The 19,859-nt window shown below is 61.3% G+C and carries 19 protein-coding genes and 2 pseudogenes; 10 read left to right on the top strand and 11 right to left on the bottom strand.

Annotated elements, in window-relative coordinates; all coding sequences use genetic code 11:
• Positions 1-82 precede the first annotated feature (82 nt).
• Complete coding sequence (locus PQV96_RS16470) at positions 83-1,054, top strand: IS481 family transposase (protein ID WP_273623609.1); 972 nt, start codon at positions 83-85, stop codon at positions 1,052-1,054.
• A gap of 229 nt (positions 1,055-1,283) precedes the next feature.
• Here the strand turns inward: PQV96_RS16470 and PQV96_RS16465 are convergent.
• Positions 1,284-2,327 (bottom strand): annotated as a pseudogene (locus PQV96_RS16465) (IS630-like element ISStma10 family transposase).
• A 42-nt stretch (positions 2,328-2,369) separates the two neighbouring features.
• Here PQV96_RS16465 and PQV96_RS16460 point away from each other — a divergent pair.
• Positions 2,370-2,633, top strand: a pseudogene (locus PQV96_RS16460) (transposase); the annotation flags it as partial.
• Between the two features lie 245 nt (positions 2,634-2,878).
• Here PQV96_RS16460 and PQV96_RS16455 read toward each other — a convergent pair.
• Complete coding sequence (locus tag PQV96_RS16455; protein WP_273623608.1) at positions 2,879-3,808, bottom strand: polyprenyl synthetase family protein; 930 nt, start codon at positions 3,806-3,808, stop codon at positions 2,879-2,881.
• A gap of 207 nt (positions 3,809-4,015) precedes the next feature.
• Here PQV96_RS16455 and rplU point away from each other — a divergent pair, with 207 nt between their 5' ends.
• The 4 genes from rplU (at position 4,016) to proB (ending at position 7,127) form a co-directional block, all read left to right on the top strand.
• Positions 4,016-4,327, top strand: coding sequence for a 50S ribosomal protein L21 (gene rplU, locus PQV96_RS16450; RefSeq protein WP_010462012.1), 312 nt, complete (start codon positions 4,016-4,018; stop codon positions 4,325-4,327).
• Between the two features lie 15 nt (positions 4,328-4,342).
• Positions 4,343-4,600 carry a 50S ribosomal protein L27 gene (rpmA, locus tag PQV96_RS16445; protein WP_044400157.1) on the top strand — a complete coding sequence of 86 codons (258 nt, stop codon included), beginning with the start codon at positions 4,343-4,345 and terminating at the stop codon, positions 4,598-4,600.
• Positions 4,601-4,850: 250 nt separating this feature from the next.
• On the top strand, positions 4,851-5,921 hold the full coding sequence (gene cgtA, locus PQV96_RS16440) for an Obg family GTPase CgtA (RefSeq protein WP_066696214.1): 1,071 nt from the start codon (positions 4,851-4,853) through the stop codon (positions 5,919-5,921).
• 66 nt (positions 5,922-5,987) lie between these two features.
• Positions 5,988-7,127: a glutamate 5-kinase gene (proB, locus tag PQV96_RS16435; RefSeq protein WP_066696211.1), complete on the top strand. Its 1,140-nt coding sequence runs from the start codon at positions 5,988-5,990 to the stop codon at positions 7,125-7,127.
• A 193-nt stretch (positions 7,128-7,320) separates the two neighbouring features.
• On the opposite strand, the gene PQV96_RS16430 is transcribed toward proB, so the two are convergent.
• Positions 7,321-8,013, bottom strand: a complete 693-nt coding sequence (locus tag PQV96_RS16430) for an RNA pyrophosphohydrolase (protein ID WP_066696209.1) — start codon at positions 8,011-8,013, stop codon at positions 7,321-7,323.
• Between the two features lie 91 nt (positions 8,014-8,104).
• Here PQV96_RS16430 and PQV96_RS16425 point away from each other — a divergent pair, with 91 nt between their 5' ends.
• Both PQV96_RS16425 and PQV96_RS16420 read left to right on the top strand, forming a co-directional pair.
• Complete coding sequence (locus tag PQV96_RS16425) at positions 8,105-9,847, top strand: proline--tRNA ligase (protein ID WP_273623607.1); 1,743 nt, start codon at positions 8,105-8,107, stop codon at positions 9,845-9,847.
• A gap of 47 nt (positions 9,848-9,894) precedes the next feature.
• Positions 9,895-10,533: a lytic transglycosylase domain-containing protein gene (locus tag PQV96_RS16420; protein ID WP_207375047.1), complete on the top strand. Its 639-nt coding sequence runs from the start codon at positions 9,895-9,897 to the stop codon at positions 10,531-10,533.
• Positions 10,534-10,608: 75 nt separating this feature from the next.
• Here PQV96_RS16420 and paeA read toward each other — a convergent pair whose 3' ends face one another.
• The 6 genes from paeA to hemA all read right to left on the bottom strand — a co-directional run bounded on the left by paeA (position 10,609) and on the right by hemA (position 17,082).
• Positions 10,609-11,916 carry a polyamine export protein PaeA gene (gene paeA / locus PQV96_RS16415; protein WP_207375046.1) on the bottom strand — a complete coding sequence of 436 codons (1,308 nt, stop codon included), beginning with the start codon at positions 11,914-11,916 and terminating at the stop codon, positions 10,609-10,611.
• A 117-nt stretch (positions 11,917-12,033) separates the two neighbouring features.
• Positions 12,034-13,041, bottom strand: a complete 1,008-nt coding sequence (locus tag PQV96_RS16410) for an AAA family ATPase (protein ID WP_142081905.1) — start codon at positions 13,039-13,041, stop codon at positions 12,034-12,036.
• Between the two features lie 193 nt (positions 13,042-13,234).
• Positions 13,235-13,552, bottom strand: coding sequence for a Grx4 family monothiol glutaredoxin (gene grxD, locus PQV96_RS16405; protein WP_044400131.1), 318 nt, complete (start codon positions 13,550-13,552; stop codon positions 13,235-13,237).
• 58 nt (positions 13,553-13,610) lie between these two features.
• On the bottom strand, positions 13,611-14,450 hold the full coding sequence (gene prmC / locus PQV96_RS16400; protein ID WP_207375050.1) for a peptide chain release factor N(5)-glutamine methyltransferase: 840 nt from the start codon (positions 14,448-14,450) through the stop codon (positions 13,611-13,613).
• A gap of 99 nt (positions 14,451-14,549) precedes the next feature.
• Positions 14,550-15,662, bottom strand: a complete 1,113-nt coding sequence (gene prfA, locus PQV96_RS16395) for a peptide chain release factor 1 (protein WP_207375045.1) — start codon at positions 15,660-15,662, stop codon at positions 14,550-14,552.
• A 112-nt stretch (positions 15,663-15,774) separates the two neighbouring features.
• Complete coding sequence (hemA, locus tag PQV96_RS16390) at positions 15,775-17,082, bottom strand: glutamyl-tRNA reductase (RefSeq protein ID WP_142081899.1); 1,308 nt, start codon at positions 17,080-17,082, stop codon at positions 15,775-15,777.
• Positions 17,083-17,158: 76 nt separating this feature from the next.
• Between hemA and PQV96_RS16385 the strand changes: the two genes are divergently transcribed.
• Both PQV96_RS16385 and PQV96_RS16380 read left to right on the top strand, forming a co-directional pair.
• Positions 17,159-17,434: a hypothetical protein gene (locus tag PQV96_RS16385; protein WP_142081896.1), complete on the top strand. Its 276-nt coding sequence runs from the start codon at positions 17,159-17,161 to the stop codon at positions 17,432-17,434.
• A 206-nt stretch (positions 17,435-17,640) separates the two neighbouring features.
• Positions 17,641-18,600 (top strand): Bug family tripartite tricarboxylate transporter substrate binding protein, encoded by a 960-nt coding sequence (locus PQV96_RS16380; RefSeq protein ID WP_142081895.1) that lies wholly within the window; start codon positions 17,641-17,643, stop codon positions 18,598-18,600.
• A gap of 110 nt (positions 18,601-18,710) precedes the next feature.
• Here PQV96_RS16380 and ugpQ read toward each other — a convergent pair whose 3' ends face one another.
• Positions 18,711-19,466 carry a glycerophosphodiester phosphodiesterase gene (gene ugpQ, locus PQV96_RS16375; RefSeq protein ID WP_207375044.1) on the bottom strand — a complete coding sequence of 252 codons (756 nt, stop codon included), beginning with the start codon at positions 19,464-19,466 and terminating at the stop codon, positions 18,711-18,713.
• A gap of 42 nt (positions 19,467-19,508) precedes the next feature.
• On the bottom strand, positions 19,509-19,850 hold the full coding sequence (locus PQV96_RS16370) for a bleomycin resistance protein (RefSeq protein ID WP_273623601.1): 342 nt from the start codon (positions 19,848-19,850) through the stop codon (positions 19,509-19,511).
• Between the last annotated feature and the right edge of the window lie 9 nt (positions 19,851-19,859).

Below are 19,859 nucleotides of genomic sequence, written 5' to 3'. Positions count from 1 at the left end.
CTAAACGCTATCCACTCTTCATAGCCCGAGCTGTTTTGAAGGAGTTGATAGAGTCCTTGCAATCTATCCAGGGAGTGAAGCCATGTTGATAGCCCTGCACAAGAACGCCCGCACCACGCCCGCCGTGCGCGCCGAGATCGCAGCCAGCAATGAACCAGCCAGCGTCCTAGCCCAGCGCTTTGGGATCACTGAGCAGACGGTCTACAAATGGAAGAAGCGCTCCGTCTTTGCAGACCGCTCGCACACGGCCCATCGCCTGCAAACCGTGCTCACGCCAGCACAAGAAACCGTGGTGGTCCACTTGCGGCGCACCTTGCTGCTGCCTCTGGATGACCTGCTGGCAGTCACGCGGGAGTTCATCTGCCCCAATGTCTCACGCTCGGGTCTGGACCGATGCCTGCGCCGCCATGGAGCGGGCAACCTCAACGCCCTCAAGCCCCGGGAACCTGCGGTAGCGCACAAGGCCTTCAAAAGCTACGAGCCAGGCTACGTGCACATGGACGTGAAGTACCTGCCCCAGATGCAGGACGAATCGCAACGGCGCTACCTGTTCGTGGCCATCGACAGGGCCACGCGCTGGGTGTTCGTGCAGTTCAAGGCCAACAAGACAGCGGCCAGTGCCAGGGCCTTTCTCAAAGCACTTCACAAGGCCTGCCCGATCAGGATCAACAAGCTGTTGACCGACAACGGCAAGGAGTTCACAGACCGACTGTTTGCCAGCCGGGAGCGCGAACCCAGTGGCCACCATGAGTTCGACCAACTGTGCCAGGAGCTGGGCATAGAGCACCGGCTGACCAAGCCCAGGACACCGAGAACCAACGGCATGGTGGAGCGGTTCAATGGCCGCATAGCGGACGTCCTGAAGACCCACCGGTTCAACAGCCGTGAAGATATGGAGCAGACCTTGCAGCGCTATGTGGCCTTGTACAACCACCAGCTGCCGCAGTCAGCACTGGGCAGCAAGACGCCGATGCAGGCCATGAAGCAGTGGTACTTGGAGAGGCCGGATCTGTTTCACAAGCGGCCATATGATCGTCCGGGATGCAACATCTAGGGGTTTGGGGGGACCTTCTTCAACTCTTCATCAATCTGCTGCTGTGTCCCAAATTTTGCGAAGGAATCTTCGCTGAAATATCTCTGTCAGATTGCAAAGATGGTTGTTCGCGCACCATGTTCTGCCTTGGGCTCAGTCCGTCCGTCGGCTGCTCCGAATTGACGGAGGTGGTTGGTTCGGTGTGCGGATGCTTGCCAGCCGTGGTATCTATTGATCCGGCGGGGATTATTCATGAGGCCGCATAGGCGACATGCTTGTCACTAAAGTACTTCTTGACCCGCTCTGGTGTGTTCTCCAACATCGTCATGTGTTCAGTCGCCGCTGCGCGCAGCTTGGCCTAGGTTCGCACCGGAACCTTGCTGCCAATCGCATGCTTCAAATCTGCGTTCAGCCGCTCCTCTGGGTTGAGCTCAGGGCTGTAGCTGGGCAGGTAGAACAATTCAATGTCCTGTTTGTGCTGTGTCGCCCACTCCTTGACTGGCTTGCTGTGGTGCACCCTCAGGTTGTCCAGAATCAGGAATATCTTCTTGCCCTGCGACTCCTTGATCAAGGCCTGCATGAACTCGATCAGCCTGTCTGAATTGAACGCCTCGTCAATGATCATCCAGCGCGTTTTGCCCTGGTTGGTGACGGTGGCAATCATGGAGAGCTTTTGCCGCGTTCCGCCGACTGCGCGCGTCACTGGTGTTTGGCCCGCAGGTGCGTAACTTCTGCCACGCACATCCGTGTTGACCAGCGCTGTTTCGTCACCCCAATGAATTTCTGCGCCTTCACGCTTGGCTCTGGCCTCAATGGTGGGGTATTCATCTTCGAGCCAGGCCTGGACGGCCTCGGGCCGCTGCTCGTAGGCTTTCTTGATCGGCTTTTGCGGTGTAAAACCCCAGCGTGCCAGATAGTCGCCCACCGCCCGCACAGACAGCTTGATCCCCAGGTCGCGTTCAATGAGTTCGCGCACTGCGGGCCGACTCCAAAGCGCGAACTCCATCTTGATCTGCTCTGGGCGTTTGTCGATGATGGTCATTCGAATCACGCGCTCTTGCTCAGTGCTCAGGCTGCGTCCACTACCTGGTTTCTTTCCCCTGGCGTGGGGCTTGAGTGCGGCCGCACCGCCTTGCTCGAACAGGCGCAGTGCAGTGTTAACCCCAGACCAACTGAGCCCGGTTTGCTCAACGATCTGCATCACGCCAACACCTTTTCGATGCAAGCGAATGACCTGCTTGCGCCGTTCATGCAGCACTTCCCGCGACTGCTTGCGTGCATCTTCTTTTTCCATGAACGTTCGACTCACGCAATCTACAAAAGTTCATGAATAAATCATGCCGAGTTTATAGTCAAGGAGTGGGCGACACAGCACAAACAGGACATTGAATTGTTCTACCTGCCCAGCTACAGCCCTGAGCTCAACCCAGAGGAGCGGCTGAACGCAGATTTGAAGCATGCGATTGGCAGCAAGGTTCCGGTGCGAACCAAGGCCAAGCTGCGCGCAGCGGCGACTGAACACATGACGATGTTGGAGAACACACCAGAGCGGGTCAAGAAGTACTTTAGTGACAAGCATGTCGCCTATGCGGCCTCATGAATAATCCCCGCCGGATCAATAGCTTTGAGCGATTACTGGTTTGTCGCTCTCAATCTGCTGTTGCATTTGTGCAATTTGCGCGCTCGGCTTCCATTTGTGATGCGTCAAGTTCTCATCGACACGCCAGGCACGCCCAGCGGGAATTCATTTGGAGTCTTTAAACTTGCGCACCAGTGAAGTGACGTCTGGGTCTTGAGCTTCTTCGATTGCTTGCCTTGTAAGTGTGTGGCTAGGCTTGCATGGCGCTAAGTTCGCCTGTCTGTCAGCTGATTGGCGAGCACTCGCATTGCGGCAGCAAATTCGGTCGCCGGAAGTAGCCTAATGGCTTCTATCGCGCGGTTTGCTTCTTGGGTTGCAGCAGACCTTGCAAACTCAAGCGCGCCTGTTTGTTGGACGATTTCGATGATTTTTGTTAGTTCCTCTGTGGAGCCCTGTTCAATCGCGCTGCGAATTACAGCCGCTTGCTGAGGAGTGCCGCGCTCTATGGCGGCGATCAGAGGCAAGGTGGCTTTCCCTTCGCGTAGGTCATCACCCAAATTCTTGCCCATTTCGACTGCGTTCCCAGCGTAATCCAGAACATCGTCAATGATCTGGAATGCGGTGCCCAGTGCTTGCCCATAGGTGGCGCATGCTTCCTCGATGGCAGGTGGAGTGTTTGCGAGTACGGCTCCCAGCCGCGCGCTGGCTTCAAAGAGCTTTGCGGTTTTGGAACGAATCACTTTGAGGTAATCCGCTTCGCTCAAGGAGGCGTCGTGCATGTTCATCAATTGCAGGACTTCGCCCTCGGCGATGATGTTGGTGGCCTCTGAAAGGATTTCCATCACCCTCATGCTGCCTGTCTCAACCATCATTTGGAAGGAACGGGAGTGGAGAAAATCTCCAACCAGAACACTGGCTGGGTTGCCAAACGTTTCGTTGGCTGTGGCTCTGCCTCTGCGCAGCGTGGATGCGTCGACCACGTCATCATGCAGCAGGGTTGCCGTGTGGATGAGCTCAACCACAGCTGCCAAGGTGTGGCGATGTGAGCCTTGGTAGTTCAATGCTCCGCACACCATGAGCAAAAGGGCTGGGCGCAGTCGTTTGCCGCCTGCTGCAATGATGTATTGGGCGACCTGGCCTACCAGCGGGACTGTGGATGTCAGGCGTTGCCCGATGACGATATCAACTTCACGCATGTCCTCTGCGATTAGCGAGAGGGGCGAGGAGGCTGTGGAGGAGAGGTGATCAGTCAAGATAGCGGCTACCAAAGTTCCCCGGATTATAGGAATGAAGCGTTGGTCAGGAGTGCCTCCTCGGCGTTGAGCTAGCCTTTTTTGGGGTGCTGTGGCATAATCTGCGGCTCTGCAAAAATTGGTTTGCGGAACTCAATTCAAGAGGTTCACATGTACGCGGTCATAAAAACCGGCGGCAAGCAGTATCGCGTTGCTTCCGGCGAAAAAATTAAAGTAGAACAGATTGCTGCGGACGTAGGCCAGGAAATTGTGATCGATCAAGTGTTGGCAGTCGGTAACGGCGCTGAACTCAAGATCGGTACGCCCCTGGTGTCCGGCGCAACCGTGAAAGCCACCGTCGTGGCACACGGCAAGCACGACAAAGTGCACATCTTCAAGATGCGCCGTCGCAAGCACTATCAGAAACGCCAAGGCCATCGCCAGCAGTTCACTGAGCTGCAAATCGGTGCGATTGCTGCCTAATAAGGAGTCGATGTCATGGCACAGAAAAAAGGCGGCGGCTCTACGCGAAACGGTCGTGATTCCAAGCCAAAGATGCTGGGTGTCAAGGCCTTCGGCGGTGAATTGATCAGCGCTGGTTCCATCATCGTGCGTCAGCGCGGTACACGCTTCCACCCCGGCAACAACGTCGGCGTGGGCAAGGACCACACCCTGTTTGCTTTGGTTGACGGCCACGTGTCGTTCGGCACCAAGGGCGCACTGTCCAAGCACACTGTCAATGTGACTCCAGCCTGAGGTTTGCCTCTGGTTGAATCCAAAGCCCCGCATTGCCGGGGCTTTGTCGTTTATGTTCTGCGGTTGCTGGTTCTGGCAATATGTAGATTTTTCGGCCAGAGCAGGCCGTTAGTTGTCTGAAGTGCTGAGCATTTCTGACTCCGGGTGAGCGCAGGTGGGGTTCGTTGGTGAAGTGAAGTTCTAGTCACTCCAGATGCCGATGAGAAATCACCGTCTGCCTTTCGCGCCTCTTTTGTAAATTGGATACCCCATGAAGTTCGTCGACGAAGCCTATATTGACATTGCCGCAGGTGATGGCGGCAATGGCTGCGTGTCTTTTCGCCACGAAAAATACAAGGAATTCGGTGGGCCCAATGGTGGGGATGGCGGGCGTGGGGGGCATGTGTTTGCCGTGGCAGACCCGAATCTGAACACTTTGGTGGATTTTCGATACTCCCGTCGCCATGAAGCCAAGCGCGGTGAGCACGGAATGGGCTCCGACATGTTTGGTGCCGCTGGCGAAGACATCACGCTGAAAATGCCGGTGGGGACCATCATTTCTGATGCTGAGACGGGCGAGGTGCTGTATGAGCTGCTCACCCCCGGAGAGGTCATCACCATTGCCAAGGGAGGCGATGGTGGCTTCGGAAACTTGCGCTTCAAGAGCGCTATCAACCGTGCCCCGCGTCAAAAAACGCCAGGCTGGCCGGGTGAGCGCAAGAACCTCAAGCTGGAACTCAAGGTGCTGGCTGACGTCGGCCTGCTGGGCATGCCTAATGCGGGCAAGTCGACGTTCATCACAGCGGTGTCCAATGCTCGCCCCAAGATTGCTGACTACCCCTTCACCACACTGCACCCCAATTTGGGCGTCGTGCGGGTGGGGCCGGAGCAGAGCTTTGTGGTGGCGGATATCCCTGGCTTGATTGAAGGCGCCTCCGAAGGCGCGGGTCTGGGTCACCAGTTTCTGCGCCATTTGCAGAGAACGCGCCTATTGCTGCACATCGTGGATATGGCTCCGTTTGACGACGCCATCGATCCTGTGGCGCAGGCCAAGGCCATTGTGGGCGAGCTCAAAAAATACGACACCCAACTGTATGAAAAGCCCCGCTGGCTCGTGCTGAACAAGCTCGACATGGTGCCCGTAGAGGAGCGCGAAGCGCGGGTCAAGGATTTCGTGAAGCGCTTCAAATGGAAGGGGCCCGTGTTTGAAATTTCGGCACTGACCCGTGAGGGGTGCGAGGCACTGATTCACGCCATCTACCGCCATGTGCAAAGCGAGCAAAGGGTGGAAAACGCCCCTGTGGAAGTGGATCCACGCTTTGCTGGTGATTCGCCTCTTTAATTGCTATAAAAATGGTAGCTGCTGGCGCTTGCTGCATAAGCGTCTACTCATAAAAAGACCCTTAACATGGTTTCTAGCGTATTGCGAGATGCCCGCCGCATCGTGGTCAAGGTGGGTTCCAGTCTGGTGACAAACGAAGGGCGTGGCCTGGACGAGGCTGCGATTGGGGAGTGGAGCCGCCAGTTGGCTGCGTTGGTGCGAGGGGATGGAGGCGTGCCGCGCGAAGTGGTCATGGTCTCCAGTGGGGCTATTGCTGAGGGTATGAAGCGGTTGGGGTGGGCGACCCGCCCGCAAGAGATTCACGAACTGCAAGCGGCTGCTGCGGTGGGCCAAATGGGGTTGGCCCAGATGTATGAAACCAAGTTGCGGGAGCAAGGTATGGGCAGCGCCCAGGTGCTCCTCACCCATGCCGACTTGGCTGATCGTGAGCGCTATTTGAATGCGCGTTCCACCCTGTTGACGCTGCTGCGTTTGGGGGTGGTGCCTGTGATCAATGAGAACGACACGGTCGTGACCGACGAAATCAAGTTTGGCGACAACGACACCCTGGGTGCCTTGGTTGCCAATCTGGTCGAGGCGGATGCTCTAGTGATCCTGACCGACCAGAAGGGCTTGTACACCGCAGACCCGCGTCGTGATCCGGCTGCGCAGTTCGTGCACGAGGCCAATGCGGGCGATCCTGCGCTGGAAGCCATGGCAGGTGGGGCTGGGTCCAGTATCGGCAAGGGCGGCATGATTACCAAGATCCTGGCTGCCAAGCGTGCAGCCGGTTCCGGTGCATCCACTGTGATTGCGTGGGGGCGAGAGCCGGATGTGCTGGTGCGATTGGTGGATGGCCAGGCACTGGGCACCTTGCTGATCGCGCAAACGCAGAAAAAGCAGGCGCGCAAGCAATGGATGGCCGATCACCTGCAGTTGCGTGGTGCTGTGACTGTTGATGCCGGTGCTGCCGCCAAACTGAGGGAAGAGGGCAAAAGCCTGCTGCCGATCGGAATGACTGCGGTCGAAGGAGATTTCTCGCGGGGGGACGTCATTGCAGTGCGTGACGAAGCCGGAGCGGAGATTGCCCGTGGGTTGGCCAACTATGCTGCCGCAGAGGCGCGCTTGCTATGTCGCAAGCCTTCGTCTGAGTTTGAAAAGCTGCTCGGTTACACGGCTGAAACCGAGATGGTTCACAGGGACAACTTGGTGTTGTCGGTTGCTTAAAAGCAGCCAGCGAGGCTCCCGGGAGTCGTTGTCTCGCCTGATGGTTTCTGCGCTGGTTGCTGCCGAGCGCTGGGTGAGGGTCGCTTCTCTGAGTTTTTAGCCGATCCAAATCATTCCCATGAAAAAAGCCGATGCAGGAGTTTGCTCTGGCATCGGCTTATTCATGATTGCGTTTCGGCGGGTTGTCGCTTCGCTAAGTGCTTCCTGCTTCTGGCTTGACGGCAGGGTGAACTGCCTCCATCGCCAAGCTGTTTTGTGGATCTGGATCGAAACTCGCCCCAGGGGGGAGTTCCATCGCGGGGTGGAGCAGCATGGATCCGGTGCGCAGCGCGGGCGCTGCATGCGCGTTGCCATGTGCGTGTTCCCCGTCGCGAGCACGCATTCCGCTGCGCAAATACCGGTTGCGCTGATCTTGCCGCGGCAAGTACCTGGCCAACTCCGTCAATGCCATTTCATAGACGCCACGCTTGAACTCAACAACCACGTCGAGAGGCACCCAGTAGTCGTTCCAACGCCAGGCGTCGAACTCTGGATGGTTGGTGGCGCGCAGATTCAAATCCCAGTCGTGACCGACCAGTTGCAGCAGATACCAGATTTGTTTCTGGCCTTTGTAGTGACCGCGTGCATCGCGGCGGATATACCGGTCAGGCACCTCATAGCGCAACCAATCCCTTGTACGGGCGACCAAGCGGACGTGGTTGGGCAATAATCCTACCTCTTCGTGCAATTCCCGAAACATGGCTTGTTCGGGGGTTTCACCCCGGTCGATACCGCCTTGTGGAAACTGCCAGCTGTGGGTGCGGATCCGCTTGCCCCAGAACACTTGGTTCTTTTGGTTGAGCAGGATGATGCCGACGTTCGGCCGAAAGCCGTCCCGGTCAAGCATAATCGAACCCCAAATTTTTAAACTGCGTCCATTATGCACGGTGCCATGCGCCCGGCAAGAGGACCAGTCTGAATAGACTGAATTCGCCCCGATGAAAGCCTCTCAATTCTTTATCTCCACCCTCAAGGAAGCTCCGGCAGACGCCGAAGTGGTCAGTCACAAACTCATGATGCGTGCGGGGCTGATCAAGAAGCTGGGCGCGGGCATCTATAACTACATGCCCATGGGGTTGCGGGTCATCCGCAAGGTGGAAGCCATCGTGCGCGAGGAAATGAACCGGGCCGGGGCTGTGGAGTGCACCATGCCGGTGGTTCAACCTGCCGAGCTGTGGCAGGAAACTGGGCGCTTTGAAAAGATGGGGCCTGAGTTGCTGCGCATCAGCGACCGCCATGGCCGCGACTTCGTGGTGCAACCCACCAGCGAAGAAGTGGTGACAGACATTGCACGGCAAGAACTGCGCAGCTACAAACAGCTGCCCAAGAACTTCTACCAGATTCAGACCAAGTTCCGCGACGAGCGCCGCCCACGCTTTGGTCTGATGCGCGGCCGCGAGTTCATCATGAAGGACGCGTACTCGTTCGACCGCGACCAGGCGGCGGCCAAGGCCAGCTACCAAGTCATGGCCCAAGCCTATCGCCGGATCTTTGACCGTTTTGGCCTCACTTACCGAGCAGTGGCCGCAGACAGCGGCGCCATCGGTGGCGACTTGAGCGAAGAGTTTCAGGTAATTGCCGCCACGGGCGAAGATGCCATCGTGTATTGCCCAGGCAGCGACTATGCCGCCAACATGGAAAAAGGCGAAGCCCTGGCACCCCAGGGGCCGCGGCCATCCCCCAGCCAGGCGATGACCAAAACGGCAACGCCCGGCAAGAGCACCTGCGCCGATGTGGCCGAGTTGCTGGCACTGCCCCTGAGCCGCACCGTCAAGTCTTTGGTGCTGGCCACGGACACCACCAACGAACATGGCGAAATCGTCAAGACGCAGGTCTGGCTATTGTTGCTGCGTGGTGACCATGACATGAACGAAATCAAGGTCAACAAAGTTGCGGGACTTGAAAACTTCCGCTTCGCCACCGTTGCCGAAATTGAAGATCACTTCGGCTGCAAGCCAGGCTACCTGGGGCCCATCGGTTTGCAAAAGCCCGTAAAGATTGTGGTCGACCGCGAGGTGGCGGTGATGGCCGACTGGGTGTGCGGCGCCAATGAAGCGGACTTCCATATCACCGGCGTGAACTGGGGCCGTGATTTGCCCGAGCCGGACGCAGTGGCAGACCTGCGCAATGTGGTGGCGGGCGATCCCTCGCCCGACGGCAAGGGCGTGTTGGCGATTGAGCGCGGCATCGAAGTGGGCCATGTGTTCTATCTGGGCACCAAGTACAGCCGCGCGATGAATGCGACCTTCCTGGACGAGAACGGCAAACCGCAACCCTTTGAAATGGGCTGCTACGGTATTGGTATTACCCGCCTGCCCGCCGCCGCTATCGAGCAAAATCATGATGAGCGCGGCATCATCTGGCCAGACGCCATCGCTCCGTTCACTGTGGTGATCTGCCCCATTGGCATGGACCGCAGCGAGGAAGTGAAACAGGCGGCCGAGAAGCTCTATGCAGAAATGCTGGCGCAGGGCGTGGATGTTTTGCTGGACGACCGTGGCGAGCGCCCCGGTGCCATGTTTGCCGACTGGGAGTTGATCGGTGTACCCCACCGTGTCACGATTGGCGACAAGAGCCTCAAGGAAGGTGTGGTCGAGTACCAGCATCGCCGCGATGCAGCGGCGACCAAGGTGGCGGTGAGCGATGTTGCGGCCCATGTGAAAGGCCGCATGGCGGTATGACGCAGGAGGTGGACAGCGTGCGAGGGGATGGTGGTTTGGAGCGCGGCATGCAAGGCATTTCGCGCCGTGCGTGCTTGATTGCGGCTGCAGCGCCTGCCGGTTGGCTGGCGGTGCCTGGCCAGGCCCATGCGGGCGGCCAACTGGAAGAGCCGCTGATGGACTCGGTGCGTACTGCCCTGAGTTCTGCGATCGCCAATCAGGCACCACCCGAGCCCGTGTTCTTCTCTACCGAGTCTCGCCTGAGCTACCTGCGCTGGCTGGGCACGATGAGCGACCGGCTGCGCAACCGCAAGCCCGATTGGGAAGTGCGCCGCGATTTTTTGCAGACGGTCTGGTACGAGTCCAAGCGTGCAGGGCTGGATGTGTCCCTCGTGATGGGGCTGATCCAGGTCGAAAGCGCTTTCCGCAAGTTTGCGGTGTCCAGCGTGGGGGCGCGGGGCTACATGCAGGTCATGCCCTTCTGGACCCGTGTGATTGGCGATGGGGACCCGGGAAAGCTCTTCCACATGCAGACCAATTTGCGCTTTGGCTGCGTGATCCTGCGCCACTACATCGACCGCGAGCAGGGCGACCTGTTCATGGCCCTGGGCCGCTACAACGGCAGCCGGGGCAAGCCGCCGTACCCCAACGCGGTGTTTGCCGCCCAGCGCAACTGGGCGTTTGAAGCCAAAACGAATCTGGGTTGAGTTGCGCCGAGGCGGAGGGGCGCATGGGGCATGAACCCCACTCCCTCAGGCCCATCCATCTCGCTAGCCCACGCCTTATGGCGCGGCCGGGCTGTCTGCGGAAGGCAGCCGCGAGACCATGACCTGGTCGATGCGGTAGCTGTCCACGTCCAGCACCTCGAACTTGAATCCCTTCCAGCTCACGCTGTCGGTCCGGCGGGGCACGCGGCGCAGCATCACCATCAGGAAGCCCGCCAGCGTCTCGTACTCGCCCGCGTGCGGCAGCTCGTCCAGGTCCAGCACACGCACCACGTCGCTGACGGGGGTGACGCCATCGATCAGCCACGAGTTCTCGTCGCGCTGCACGATCTGCTCTTCATCCGAAGGGCCGCCCACCAGGTCGCCCATCACCGTGCTCATCACGTCGTTCAGTGTGACCACGCCTACCACCAGGCTGTACTCATTGACGATGACGGCGAAGTCCTCATGCACCTGCCGGAACTGCTCCAGCACTTCCGACAGCGTGAGTTTGTCCGGCACGATGAGCACCTTGCGCACCAGGCTGTCGTCGGCCAGCGAGATGGGCTGGTTGTTCAGCACGCGCTGGAACAGGTCCTTTGCGTCCACGTAGCCCACTACGTGGTCGATGTCGCCCTCGCAGACGGGGTAGGTCGAAAACGGCTCGGCGGCAATGCGCAGCCGGATGACGGAGTCGGGTTCGTCCCGCAGAAAAAAGGCCACCCGGTCACGGGGGGACATGGCGCTCGACACCGTGCGGGTGTCCAGCTCAAACACGTTGGTGATCACTTGCTGCTCACGCGCGGCCAGCACGCCCGCGCGGGCGCCGGCTTCCATCATGGCGAGGATGTCATCTGACGTAATGCGATCGTCGCGCAGCGACGACAGGCCCAGCAGCCGGAACAAGGCATCCGCCCCCCGGCTGTAAAACCACACCAGCGGGCGCAGCAGCGCCATGAACCAGGCCATGGGCTGCGCCAGGCGCACGGCCAGCCTTTCAGGTTCGGCCATGCCCAGGCGTTTGGGGAACAGGTCAGCAAAAAGAATGAACAGCGACGTGATGATCAGGAACGACGCAATGAACCCGGCGGTGTTTGCAGACGCGTCGCTCATCCAGACGCTGAAGAAACTGCTGAAATGGGGGCTCAGGGCGCCTTCGCCCACGATACCGCCCAGGATGGCGACGGCGTTTTGCCCGACTTGCACCACGGTGAAGTAGTCACCGGGCTGTTCTTGAATGCGTAGCACCAGGTCGGCGCGTGGGTCTCCTTCGTCGGCCATCTGGCGCAGGCGCAAGCGCCTGGCTGCGGCCAGCGAGATTTCTGCTATGGAGAAAAAGGCACTCGCTGCAATCAGCAGCGCAATCACTAAAAGGCTTTGGGTCATGGAGGGTGACAGAGCGTGGCGCTATGGCACAACGGTCCATGAAGTGTATCTGTCCGTACAGCCCCGCCTCAAGGCAGGGCTGTACCGTTCAGTGCCGCAGGGTCTGCCCGTAACGGCTCACTGCACAAAGCCAATGCGCCCGCGCGCGTTGGCTGCTTTGGGCAGGTCCGCAATCTCTACCGTCGAGCGGCGATCCAGCCGCGCATTGCCAAAGCCCGTCATCAGCGCGCGGCGCATTTCGCGCGGTGGCATGTGGGCCAGGTGGTCCAGCACATCGTCTTGGGGCTCCGGGTCCAGTAGGCGGCCCCAGTCGTGGCTGTTGCGAATGCCCTGGTACAGGTTTAGCGCAATGGTGCGTGCCTGCTCCAGCGTGGGCGCCTCCACCTCAAACACATTCATGCGGTTGAGGATGGGGTCAGGGATGCCGCGTGCATCGTTGGCCGTGGTGATCCAGATGACCTGGCTGGCATCAATCGCCACCTCGGCAAACTCGTCGGTAAAGCTCTGTGCGGTGTCGTGCTCCAGCAGGCTGTACAGGGCTCCCAGAGGGTCGTACTGCGCGTCGCCGCTGGCCTTGTCGATCTCGTCCACCACGATGACGGGGTTGGCGTATTCGCCCTCCACCAGGGCCTCAAACACCTTGCCAGGGCGTGCACCCTTCCATTGCGCAGACGACCCCGACAGCAACCAGCCAGCGGTCATGGAGCTCATCGGCAGCAGGTTCATGCCCGTGCCGAGCAACTCGGCCAGGTGGCGGGCAAAGTGGGTCTTGCCGATACCGGGTGGGCCCAGCAGCAGCATGGGGGTCACTTCCAGCCCATCGCTGCTGTCTTGCGCCAGGGCCACGTGGCGTTTCACATCGTCCAGCACGTCGGTGAAGTTGGGCAGCAGCTCGTACAGGCTGCTCATGTCGGGCACCCCTGAGGGTTTGACCTGGAAGCGTTCAGGCCCTCGTTCCAGCATGCGTTCGTACACGGCACGCAGGTTTTCGTATTCGCGCTGGCTGCCGGCGTCCTGCAGGCGGGCCAGCTTGCGTTCCACATCCCCAGGGTGAAACACATTGCGCATCTGCGCCACCGGAATACGCAGTGCGGCGCTTTGGGGAACAAGGCTATGGCTGGTCATTGCATGCTCCTGTGTGTTGGGGTCACGCTGTCATTCAAGCACACAACATGCCCAGCCTCAATGTGGGAAAAGCCCTGAAATGGTGCCGGTGTTGCAGCCATCCCAATCCCTGTGGTGGCCAAGCGGCCTGGCTTGCCACGTACCAAAGAAAAAGCCGCCCGAAGGCGGCTTGGTGGCGGGGTTTGGCTCAGCCTCAGGTACCCAGCACCTGCTTGAGTTCGCCAGACTCGTACATCTCCATCATGATGTCGGAGCCGCCGATGAACTCGCCCTTGACGTACAGCTGGGGGATGGTGGGCCAGTTGCTGTATTCCTTGATGCCTTGGCGAATGGCGTCGTCTTCCAGCACGTTCACGGTGACTACGCTCTTGGGGTCCACGCCGCAGGCCTTCAGGATCTGGATGGCACGGCCGGAGAAGCCGCACATGGGGAAGCTGGCGCTGCCCTTCATGAACAGCAGGATGTCGCTGGATTTGACGAGGGCGTCGATACGTTGTTGGGTGTCGCTCATGGGGTACTCCTTGAAAAAGAGGCGGACAAAAAATGCTGTGAGCCCGCGTTGGGGGGGATTATTTCACTGTCGGCCACTGCCCGCCCGTACAGCGCGCGATGCCGGCAAGGTCATTGCGGCTTTGCACCTGCACAAACCCTTGGGCGACTAGCAGCGCGTGCACGGGTTCGGCTTGGTCGTAGCCATGTTCCAGCAGCAGCCAGCCGCCCGGTGCCAGCCGCGTGGGTGCCTGGGCCACGATGGTGCGAATGTCGGCCAGCCCGTCGCTGCCGCTGGCCAGTGCCTGCAGCGGCTCGTGCTGCAGCGCGGCCAGGTGCGGGTCTGCGCTGGCGATGTAGGGCGGGTTGGACACGATGGCGTCGAACACGCTCTCTACCCCGCGCAGCCAGTTGCCGTGCGCAAAGCGCACGGGCAGGCCCAGCCGCTGTGCGTTGGCCTGGGCCACCACCAAGGCGTCGGCGCTGGCATCCACCGCCAGCACCTGTGCCGTGGGCCGCTGGCTTTGCAGTGCCAGCGCAATGGCGCCACTGCCCGTGCCCAGATCGGCCACACGCGGGGCGGGCAGGGGGGCGATGGCTTCCAGCGCCCAGTCCACCAGCGTTTCGGTGTCGGGGCGAGGGTCCAGCACGCGGGCATCCACCTGTAGCGGCAGGCCGTAAAACTCCTTGCGCCCGGTGAGGTAGGCCACGGGCTCACCCGCCACGCGGCGCTGGCACAGGGCGATGAACTGCGTGTGCGTGGCCCCGTCCATCGCGTCCGTGTCGTGTGCCAGCAGCCAGGCACGGCCCGCGTCGGGGCGCCCCAGTGCGTGCAGCAGCAGCAGTTGCGCGTCGATGCGGGGCAGGCCCAGCGCGTGGGCCTGGGCCAAAGCCTGGGTGAGGTTGGGGGTGTTCACAATTGCTCTGTTTTTGATAGCTGGTGGCGCTTGCTGGATAAGCGCTAGAGCCCTAAAAGGCTTGAAGGGGCTGCAGACTGCACCGGAATCCTGCTGCAGGTGTTACACACCCGCACCCTTTTCCAGCTCTTCCAGTTGCTCTGCCTCACGGGCGTGTTGCAGTGCTTGCAGCACATCGCCCAAGTCGCCTTCCAACACAGCCAGCAGCTTGTACAGCGTGAGGTTGATGCGGTGGTCCGTCAGCCGCCCCTGCGGGAAGTTGTAGGTGCGGATGCGGTCGCTGCGGTCGCCGCTGCCGATCAGGCCCTTGCGCAGCGCGGCCTCCTTGGCGGCGCGCTCGCTGCGTTCCTTTTCCTGAATGCGCGCTTGCAGCACCTGCAGCGCCTTGGCCTTGTTGCTGTGCTGGCTGCGGCCGTCCTGGCATTCGGCCACGATGCCGGTGGGCAAGTGCACCACGCGCACGGCAGAGTCCGTCTTGTTGATGTGCTGCCCGCCCGCGCCGCTGGCGCGGAAGGTGTCGATGCGCAGGTCCGCCGGGTTCAGTGTGATGGCCTGGTGCTCGTCGGGCTCGGGCATCACCGCCACGGTGCAGGCGCTGGTGTGGATGCGGCCTTGGGTTTCGGTGGCGGGCACACGCTGCACGCGGTGACCACCGGATTCGAACTTGAGCGCGCCGTAGACACCGCTACCGGAGGGGCCCGTACCGGGCTGGCCTTCAATGCGCAGCACGATCTCCTTGTAGCCGCCCAGCTCGCTTTCGTTGGCGCTCATCACCTCCACCTTCCAGCCCTGGGTGGCGGCATAGCGGGTGTACATGCGGGTCAAATCGCCTGCGAACAAGGCTGACTCGTCACCGCCCGTGCCTGCGCGGATTTCGACGAAGGCGTTGCGCGCGTCGTCGGGGTCCTTCGGTAAAAGCAGGCGCTGCAGTTCGTCCTCCAGCTGCACCAGTTCAGCTTCGGCGCTAGCGATTTCCTCCTGCGCCATTTCGGCCATGTCGGGGTCGGAAAGCATTTCTCGCGCACCGGCCAGATCGGCCTCGCGCTGCTGGTAGCGGGCGTAGCGGCCTGCGATCTGCGTGACCTCGGCATGCTCGACGGAGATGCGCCGGTACTGCGCCATGTCGCTCATGATGTCTTCGCGCGAGAGCAGGAAGTCCAGCTCGCCCAGGCGCTGTGCATAGCGCTCCAGTTGGTTTCGGAGAAAGGGTTTCATGGGGTCTGAAAAAGAAGGTGCTACGAATTTGGTAGCTGCTAGCGCTTATGTATCAAGCGCTGGAGGCCGATTTGGCTTGAAATCGGGGCTGCGAGTGAGCGGGCAGGCGCCGCTACTGGCTGTTTTTGCTTTGCGAGCGCAGGAACAGGCGTGAGACGGTCTGTGCCGTCTGGGCGCGCATTTCCGCGTCGCCCGCGCGCAGCTCGGCCAAGGTGCCGTGCAGCATTTTTTGCGTGAGGCCACGCGACAGGGCTTCCAGCACCGCATCCACGTCTTCGCCCTTGGCCAGCAGCTTCTTGGCGCGCGCGATCTCGGCGGCGCGCCATTCGTCGGCTTGCGCGTTGAGCTGCTGGATCAGCGGCACCACGCCACCCGCAGCGGTGGCGGGGCTGCGCAGCTCCATCCAGTGCATGAAGCTCTGCACGCCCGCGTCGATGATGGCCTCCGCCTGGGCCACAGCAGCCTGGCGGTTGGCCTGCGCGGTTTGCACCACGGTGGCCAGGTCGTCCACGGTGTACAGGTACACGTCGCCCAGAGCCTTGACTTCGGGTTCGATGTCGCGCGGCACGGCCAGGTCCACCATGAAGATGGGGCGGTGGCGGCGCTTCTTCAGGGCGCGTTCCACAGCACCCAGACCGATGATGGGCAGGCTGCTGGCCGTGCAGCTGATGACAGCGTCAAACTCGTGCAGGCGCTCGGGCAGGTCGGCCAGGCGCATCACCTCGCCGCCAAAGCGGGTGGCGAGCTTTTCACCGCGCTCCAGCGTGCGGTTGGCAATGGCAATGGCCTTGGGGTTCTTGGCGGCAAAGTGCGTGGCGCACAGCTCGATCATCTCGCCGGCGCCCACGAACAGTACCTTGATTTCGGTGAGGTCTTCAAACAGCTGGCTGGCCAGGCGCACCGCAGCTGCCGCCATGCTGATGCTGTGGGCGCCAATCTCGGTGCTGCTGCGCACCTCCTTGGCCACGGCAAAGCTGCGCTGAAAGAGCTGGTTGAGCGTCGTGCCCAAAGCGCCAGCCGTTTCAGCAGCGCGCACGGCGTCCTTCATCTGGCCCAGGATCTGCGCCTCGCCCAGCACCATGGAATCGAGCCCACTGGCCACGCGGAACGCATGGCGGGCAACGAGGCTGTCTTCCAAAGTGTAGGAGTGCGAACGCAGCAGCGCGGGGCTCACGCCGCCGCTGTGGGCGAGCCAGCCCAAGGTATGGTCGAGCGCGGGCTGCTGGCCAGCGCAGTAAATTTCGGTGCGGTTGCAGGTGGAAATGATGGCGGTTTCCACCCCCGGGTGGCTGAGCGACTGCCCCAGCGACTGGCGCAAACCCTGCAAGGTAGGCGCGATCTGGTCGAGCGCGAACGCAAACCTGCCACGCAGATCGAGCGGCGCGGTGGTGTGGTTGATGCCGAGGGCCCAGACTGCCATAGTGGCGGATTATAAAATCGTTACCTTCTTCGCGGCTCCCAGCATGGGTATGCCTTGATCTGGGTCAATTGCGCACATGGGTCCGCTCGACAGCCTCAACCACCTTCTGAACTTTTTGGCGCCGGCATTCTGGATGGCTCTCTTCATGGCCATGCTGGGCCCCCTGGTGCTGCGCAGCTCGCGCGGGCTGGGGCGCAGCGCGCAGTGGCTGCTGGACTTTGCGGTGTGCTCGGCCGTGCTGCTGGCGGGGCTGTGGATCACCGGCCGCGACGGCAAGATGCTGACTTACGGCGCCTTGGTGCTGGCCTGCGCCACATCGCACGCAGTAGGCCAGCGCCTGTGGCGCAAATAAGCGTTTGCATTGCTCAGCGCGGCGGCTGTTAAGAGCGGCTAACAAAACTCAGCGAAGCGGTTCTGGCTGGGCGCCGCGTCGCAGGCAGTACGCGTAGCACGACAAGACGCGGCAACGACGCCAGAACAGTTTTGTTAGCCGCTCTAAGCCTGCCATTCTGCTTTTACCATCGCAACTTGACAGATTTACAACAACGGAGACACCCCATGAGTACCTTTCGCACCCTGTTGGTGGGCGCAGCCTTGGCCTGGACGGCTGCTGTGCACGGATTTCCTACCAAGCCCGTGCGCATCGTGGTCGGCTTTCCAGCAGGGGGGCCGCTGGACCAGCATGCCCGCTTGCTGACCGACAAACTGCAGGCCGTGCTGGGCCAGCCCGTGGTGGTGGACTACAAGGCCGGCGCCGGCGGCACGGTGGGCGCGCAAGACGTGATGAAGGCGCCGCCCGACGGCCACACCCTGATGCTGGCCAACACGGGTGTGATGGTGATCAATCCGGCGTTGTACAGCCGCCTGCCGTACGCCACGCTCAAGGATTTCACGCCGATTGCACGCACCGCGATGCAGCCTTTGGCCCTGCTGGTGAACCCGAATGTGCCAGCCAAGAATCTGCAGGAATTCATGGCCTATGCCAAGTCCAAGCCAGGGCAGATCAACTATGGCTCGGCAGGCAATGGCGGCATCAGCCACCTGGTGCCTGAAATGTTCAAGACGGCCACGGGCCTGTTCATGGTGCATATCCCCTACCGCGGCAGTGCCCCCGCGTTCACCGACCTGATGGGCGGGCAGGTGCAGTTCATGGCAGAGAGCATTCCGCAGGCCGCGGCGTACCACAAGCAAGGGAAGGTGCGCGCCCTGGCGGTGACCAGCCGCGCCCGCAACCCCGCCTTGCCTGATGTGCCCACAGTGATCGAGAGCGGCCTCAAAGGCTTTGAGGTGGTGGGCTTTTATGGATTCCTGGCGCCTGCGGGCACGCCCAAGGATGTGGTGGCCAAGCTCAGCGATGCGTTTGGCCAGGTGATGCAGTCGCCTGAAGTGAAAAGCCGCATGGTGAGCCAGGGCGCGGATCCTGCCTTCCTGGGCGCGGATGACTTTGCCAAGTTCCTGGCCGCTGAAATGCCACGTTGGGCCGACGCGGTGAAGAAGTCGGGCGCGAAGCTGGATTGATTCCCTGAGGCGCTGCGCGCCTCTCCCCTGGGGGGGGGGCCACCGGTAGCCCGGCAAAGCCGGTTCCACGGTGGCGCTCGCTCAGGGCCGCGTTGGTTGGAAGATGCCCCCTATGGCGTGGCGGGCGAAAACAGATCCACGCGGTCGGTGATGATGCCGTCCGTGCCCAAAGCAATCAAGCGCTCGGCGGCCCAGTCGTCGTTGACGGTGTAGCTCAATGTGCGCATGCCCATGCCTTTCACCTGGGCGACCAGTGCGGCGTCCCACAGCGCGTGGTTGCACACGAGGGCCACACAGCCCAGGCGGCGAGCGGTGTCCAGACATCCATCCCACAGCGTATCGAGCAGCAAGGCGCGCGGAATGTGGGCTGCGGTGGCCTGTGCGCCTGCCAGCGCGTCGGGCTTGAAAGACGAGAACAGCGGGGGCACGGCCTGGCCCTGCCAGAGCCGCGCTGCGGTTTCGCCCACCACGCGCCCGGTGGTTTCTTCCTGCCCTGGCGTGGGTTTGATCTCGATGTTCAGAAAGTAACCGTTGGCGATGCAAAAGCGGGCCAGCGCCTCCAGCGTGGGCACGGCCTCGCCAGCGTAGGCGCGTGAATGCCAACTGCCCGCATCGAGTTGCGCAAGCGCGCCCAGCGGCAGGTCGCCGCCAGTGCCACGGCCGTTGGTGGTGCGCTCCAGCGTGGCGTCGTGCAGCAAAAAGGGCACGCCGTCCGCGCTCAGCTTGGCGTCGCATTCAAACATGCGGTAGCCGTGCTGTGCGCCCAGGCGGAAGGCGGCCAAGGTGTTTTCAGGGGCCAGCTTGCCGGCGCCACGGTGGGCAATCCAGCGGGGGTAGGGCCAGTGGGAAGCGGTGATCGCGTTCATGGTGCGAAGGGGGAGGGCAGTGGTTGGCGGGCTCAGTTCGGTTCAAGCGGGTTCGCCAAACTTGAGCAGGTTGCCGTGGGGGTCGATGACATAGAACTCGCGCATGCCCCAGTCGCGCACTTGCGGGGGCTCTACCAGCAGGCCGCGTTGCGCAAAGTCGGCATGCAGGGCGGCGGTGTCGCCCCGCACGTAGCACGAGGTGTTCTCGGCGATGTGGCGCTCGGCGCAGTGCCACAGGTGCAGCTCACAGCCATCGCGCCGCAGCATCAGGTAGTCGGCCGATGCGTGCAGACAATCGAAGCCCAGCCGTTCGGTGTAGAACTGCCGGGACTCCGCCAGGTCCAGCGATGCCAGCACGGGCACGGTGGCGTGAATGCCTGCCATGGTGGCGCT

The sequence above is a fragment of the Acidovorax temperans genome, assembly GCF_028596105.1.
In the GTDB taxonomy this organism is placed as follows: Bacteria; Pseudomonadota; Gammaproteobacteria; order Burkholderiales; family Burkholderiaceae_C; genus Acidovorax; species Acidovorax temperans.
Note: the sequence above shows the minus strand (reverse complement) of the source record. Positions and strands in the feature narration are given on the sequence as shown.

Excerpts from the sequence above, each read along its gene's own strand:
- PQV96_RS16380 (WP_142081895.1), top strand. The coding sequence starts at position 17,641 with ATGAGTACCTTTCGCACCCTGTTGGTGGGCGCAGCCTTGGCCTGGACG.
- PQV96_RS16425 (WP_273623607.1), top strand. The coding sequence starts at position 8,105 with ATGAAAGCCTCTCAATTCTTTATCTCCACCCTCAAGGAAGCTCCGGCA.
- ugpQ (WP_207375044.1), bottom strand. The coding sequence starts at position 19,466 with ATGAACGCGATCACCGCTTCCCACTGGCCCTACCCCCGCTGGATTGCC.
- cgtA (WP_066696214.1), top strand. The coding sequence starts at position 4,851 with ATGAAGTTCGTCGACGAAGCCTATATTGACATTGCCGCAGGTGATGGC.
- hemA (WP_142081899.1), bottom strand. The coding sequence starts at position 17,082 with ATGGCAGTCTGGGCCCTCGGCATCAACCACACCACCGCGCCGCTCGAT.
- paeA (WP_207375046.1), bottom strand. The coding sequence starts at position 11,916 with ATGACCCAAAGCCTTTTAGTGATTGCGCTGCTGATTGCAGCGAGTGCC.
- PQV96_RS16420 (WP_207375047.1), top strand. The coding sequence starts at position 9,895 with ATGCAAGGCATTTCGCGCCGTGCGTGCTTGATTGCGGCTGCAGCGCCT.
- prfA (WP_207375045.1), bottom strand. The coding sequence starts at position 15,662 with ATGAAACCCTTTCTCCGAAACCAACTGGAGCGCTATGCACAGCGCCTG.
- grxD (WP_044400131.1), bottom strand. The coding sequence starts at position 13,552 with ATGAGCGACACCCAACAACGTATCGACGCCCTCGTCAAATCCAGCGAC.
- PQV96_RS16410 (WP_142081905.1), bottom strand. The coding sequence starts at position 13,041 with ATGACCAGCCATAGCCTTGTTCCCCAAAGCGCCGCACTGCGTATTCCG.
- PQV96_RS16455 (WP_273623608.1), bottom strand. The coding sequence starts at position 3,808 with ATGCGTGAAGTTGATATCGTCATCGGGCAACGCCTGACATCCACAGTC.
- proB (WP_066696211.1), top strand. The coding sequence starts at position 5,988 with ATGGTTTCTAGCGTATTGCGAGATGCCCGCCGCATCGTGGTCAAGGTG.
- rpmA (WP_044400157.1), top strand. The coding sequence starts at position 4,343 with ATGGCACAGAAAAAAGGCGGCGGCTCTACGCGAAACGGTCGTGATTCC.
- rplU (WP_010462012.1), top strand. The coding sequence starts at position 4,016 with ATGTACGCGGTCATAAAAACCGGCGGCAAGCAGTATCGCGTTGCTTCC.
- PQV96_RS16430 (WP_066696209.1), bottom strand. The coding sequence starts at position 8,013 with ATGCTTGACCGGGACGGCTTTCGGCCGAACGTCGGCATCATCCTGCTC.
- PQV96_RS16385 (WP_142081896.1), top strand. The coding sequence starts at position 17,159 with ATGGGTCCGCTCGACAGCCTCAACCACCTTCTGAACTTTTTGGCGCCG.
- PQV96_RS16470 (WP_273623609.1), top strand. The coding sequence starts at position 83 with ATGTTGATAGCCCTGCACAAGAACGCCCGCACCACGCCCGCCGTGCGC.
- PQV96_RS16370 (WP_273623601.1), bottom strand. The coding sequence starts at position 19,850 with ATGGCAGGCATTCACGCCACCGTGCCCGTGCTGGCATCGCTGGACCTG.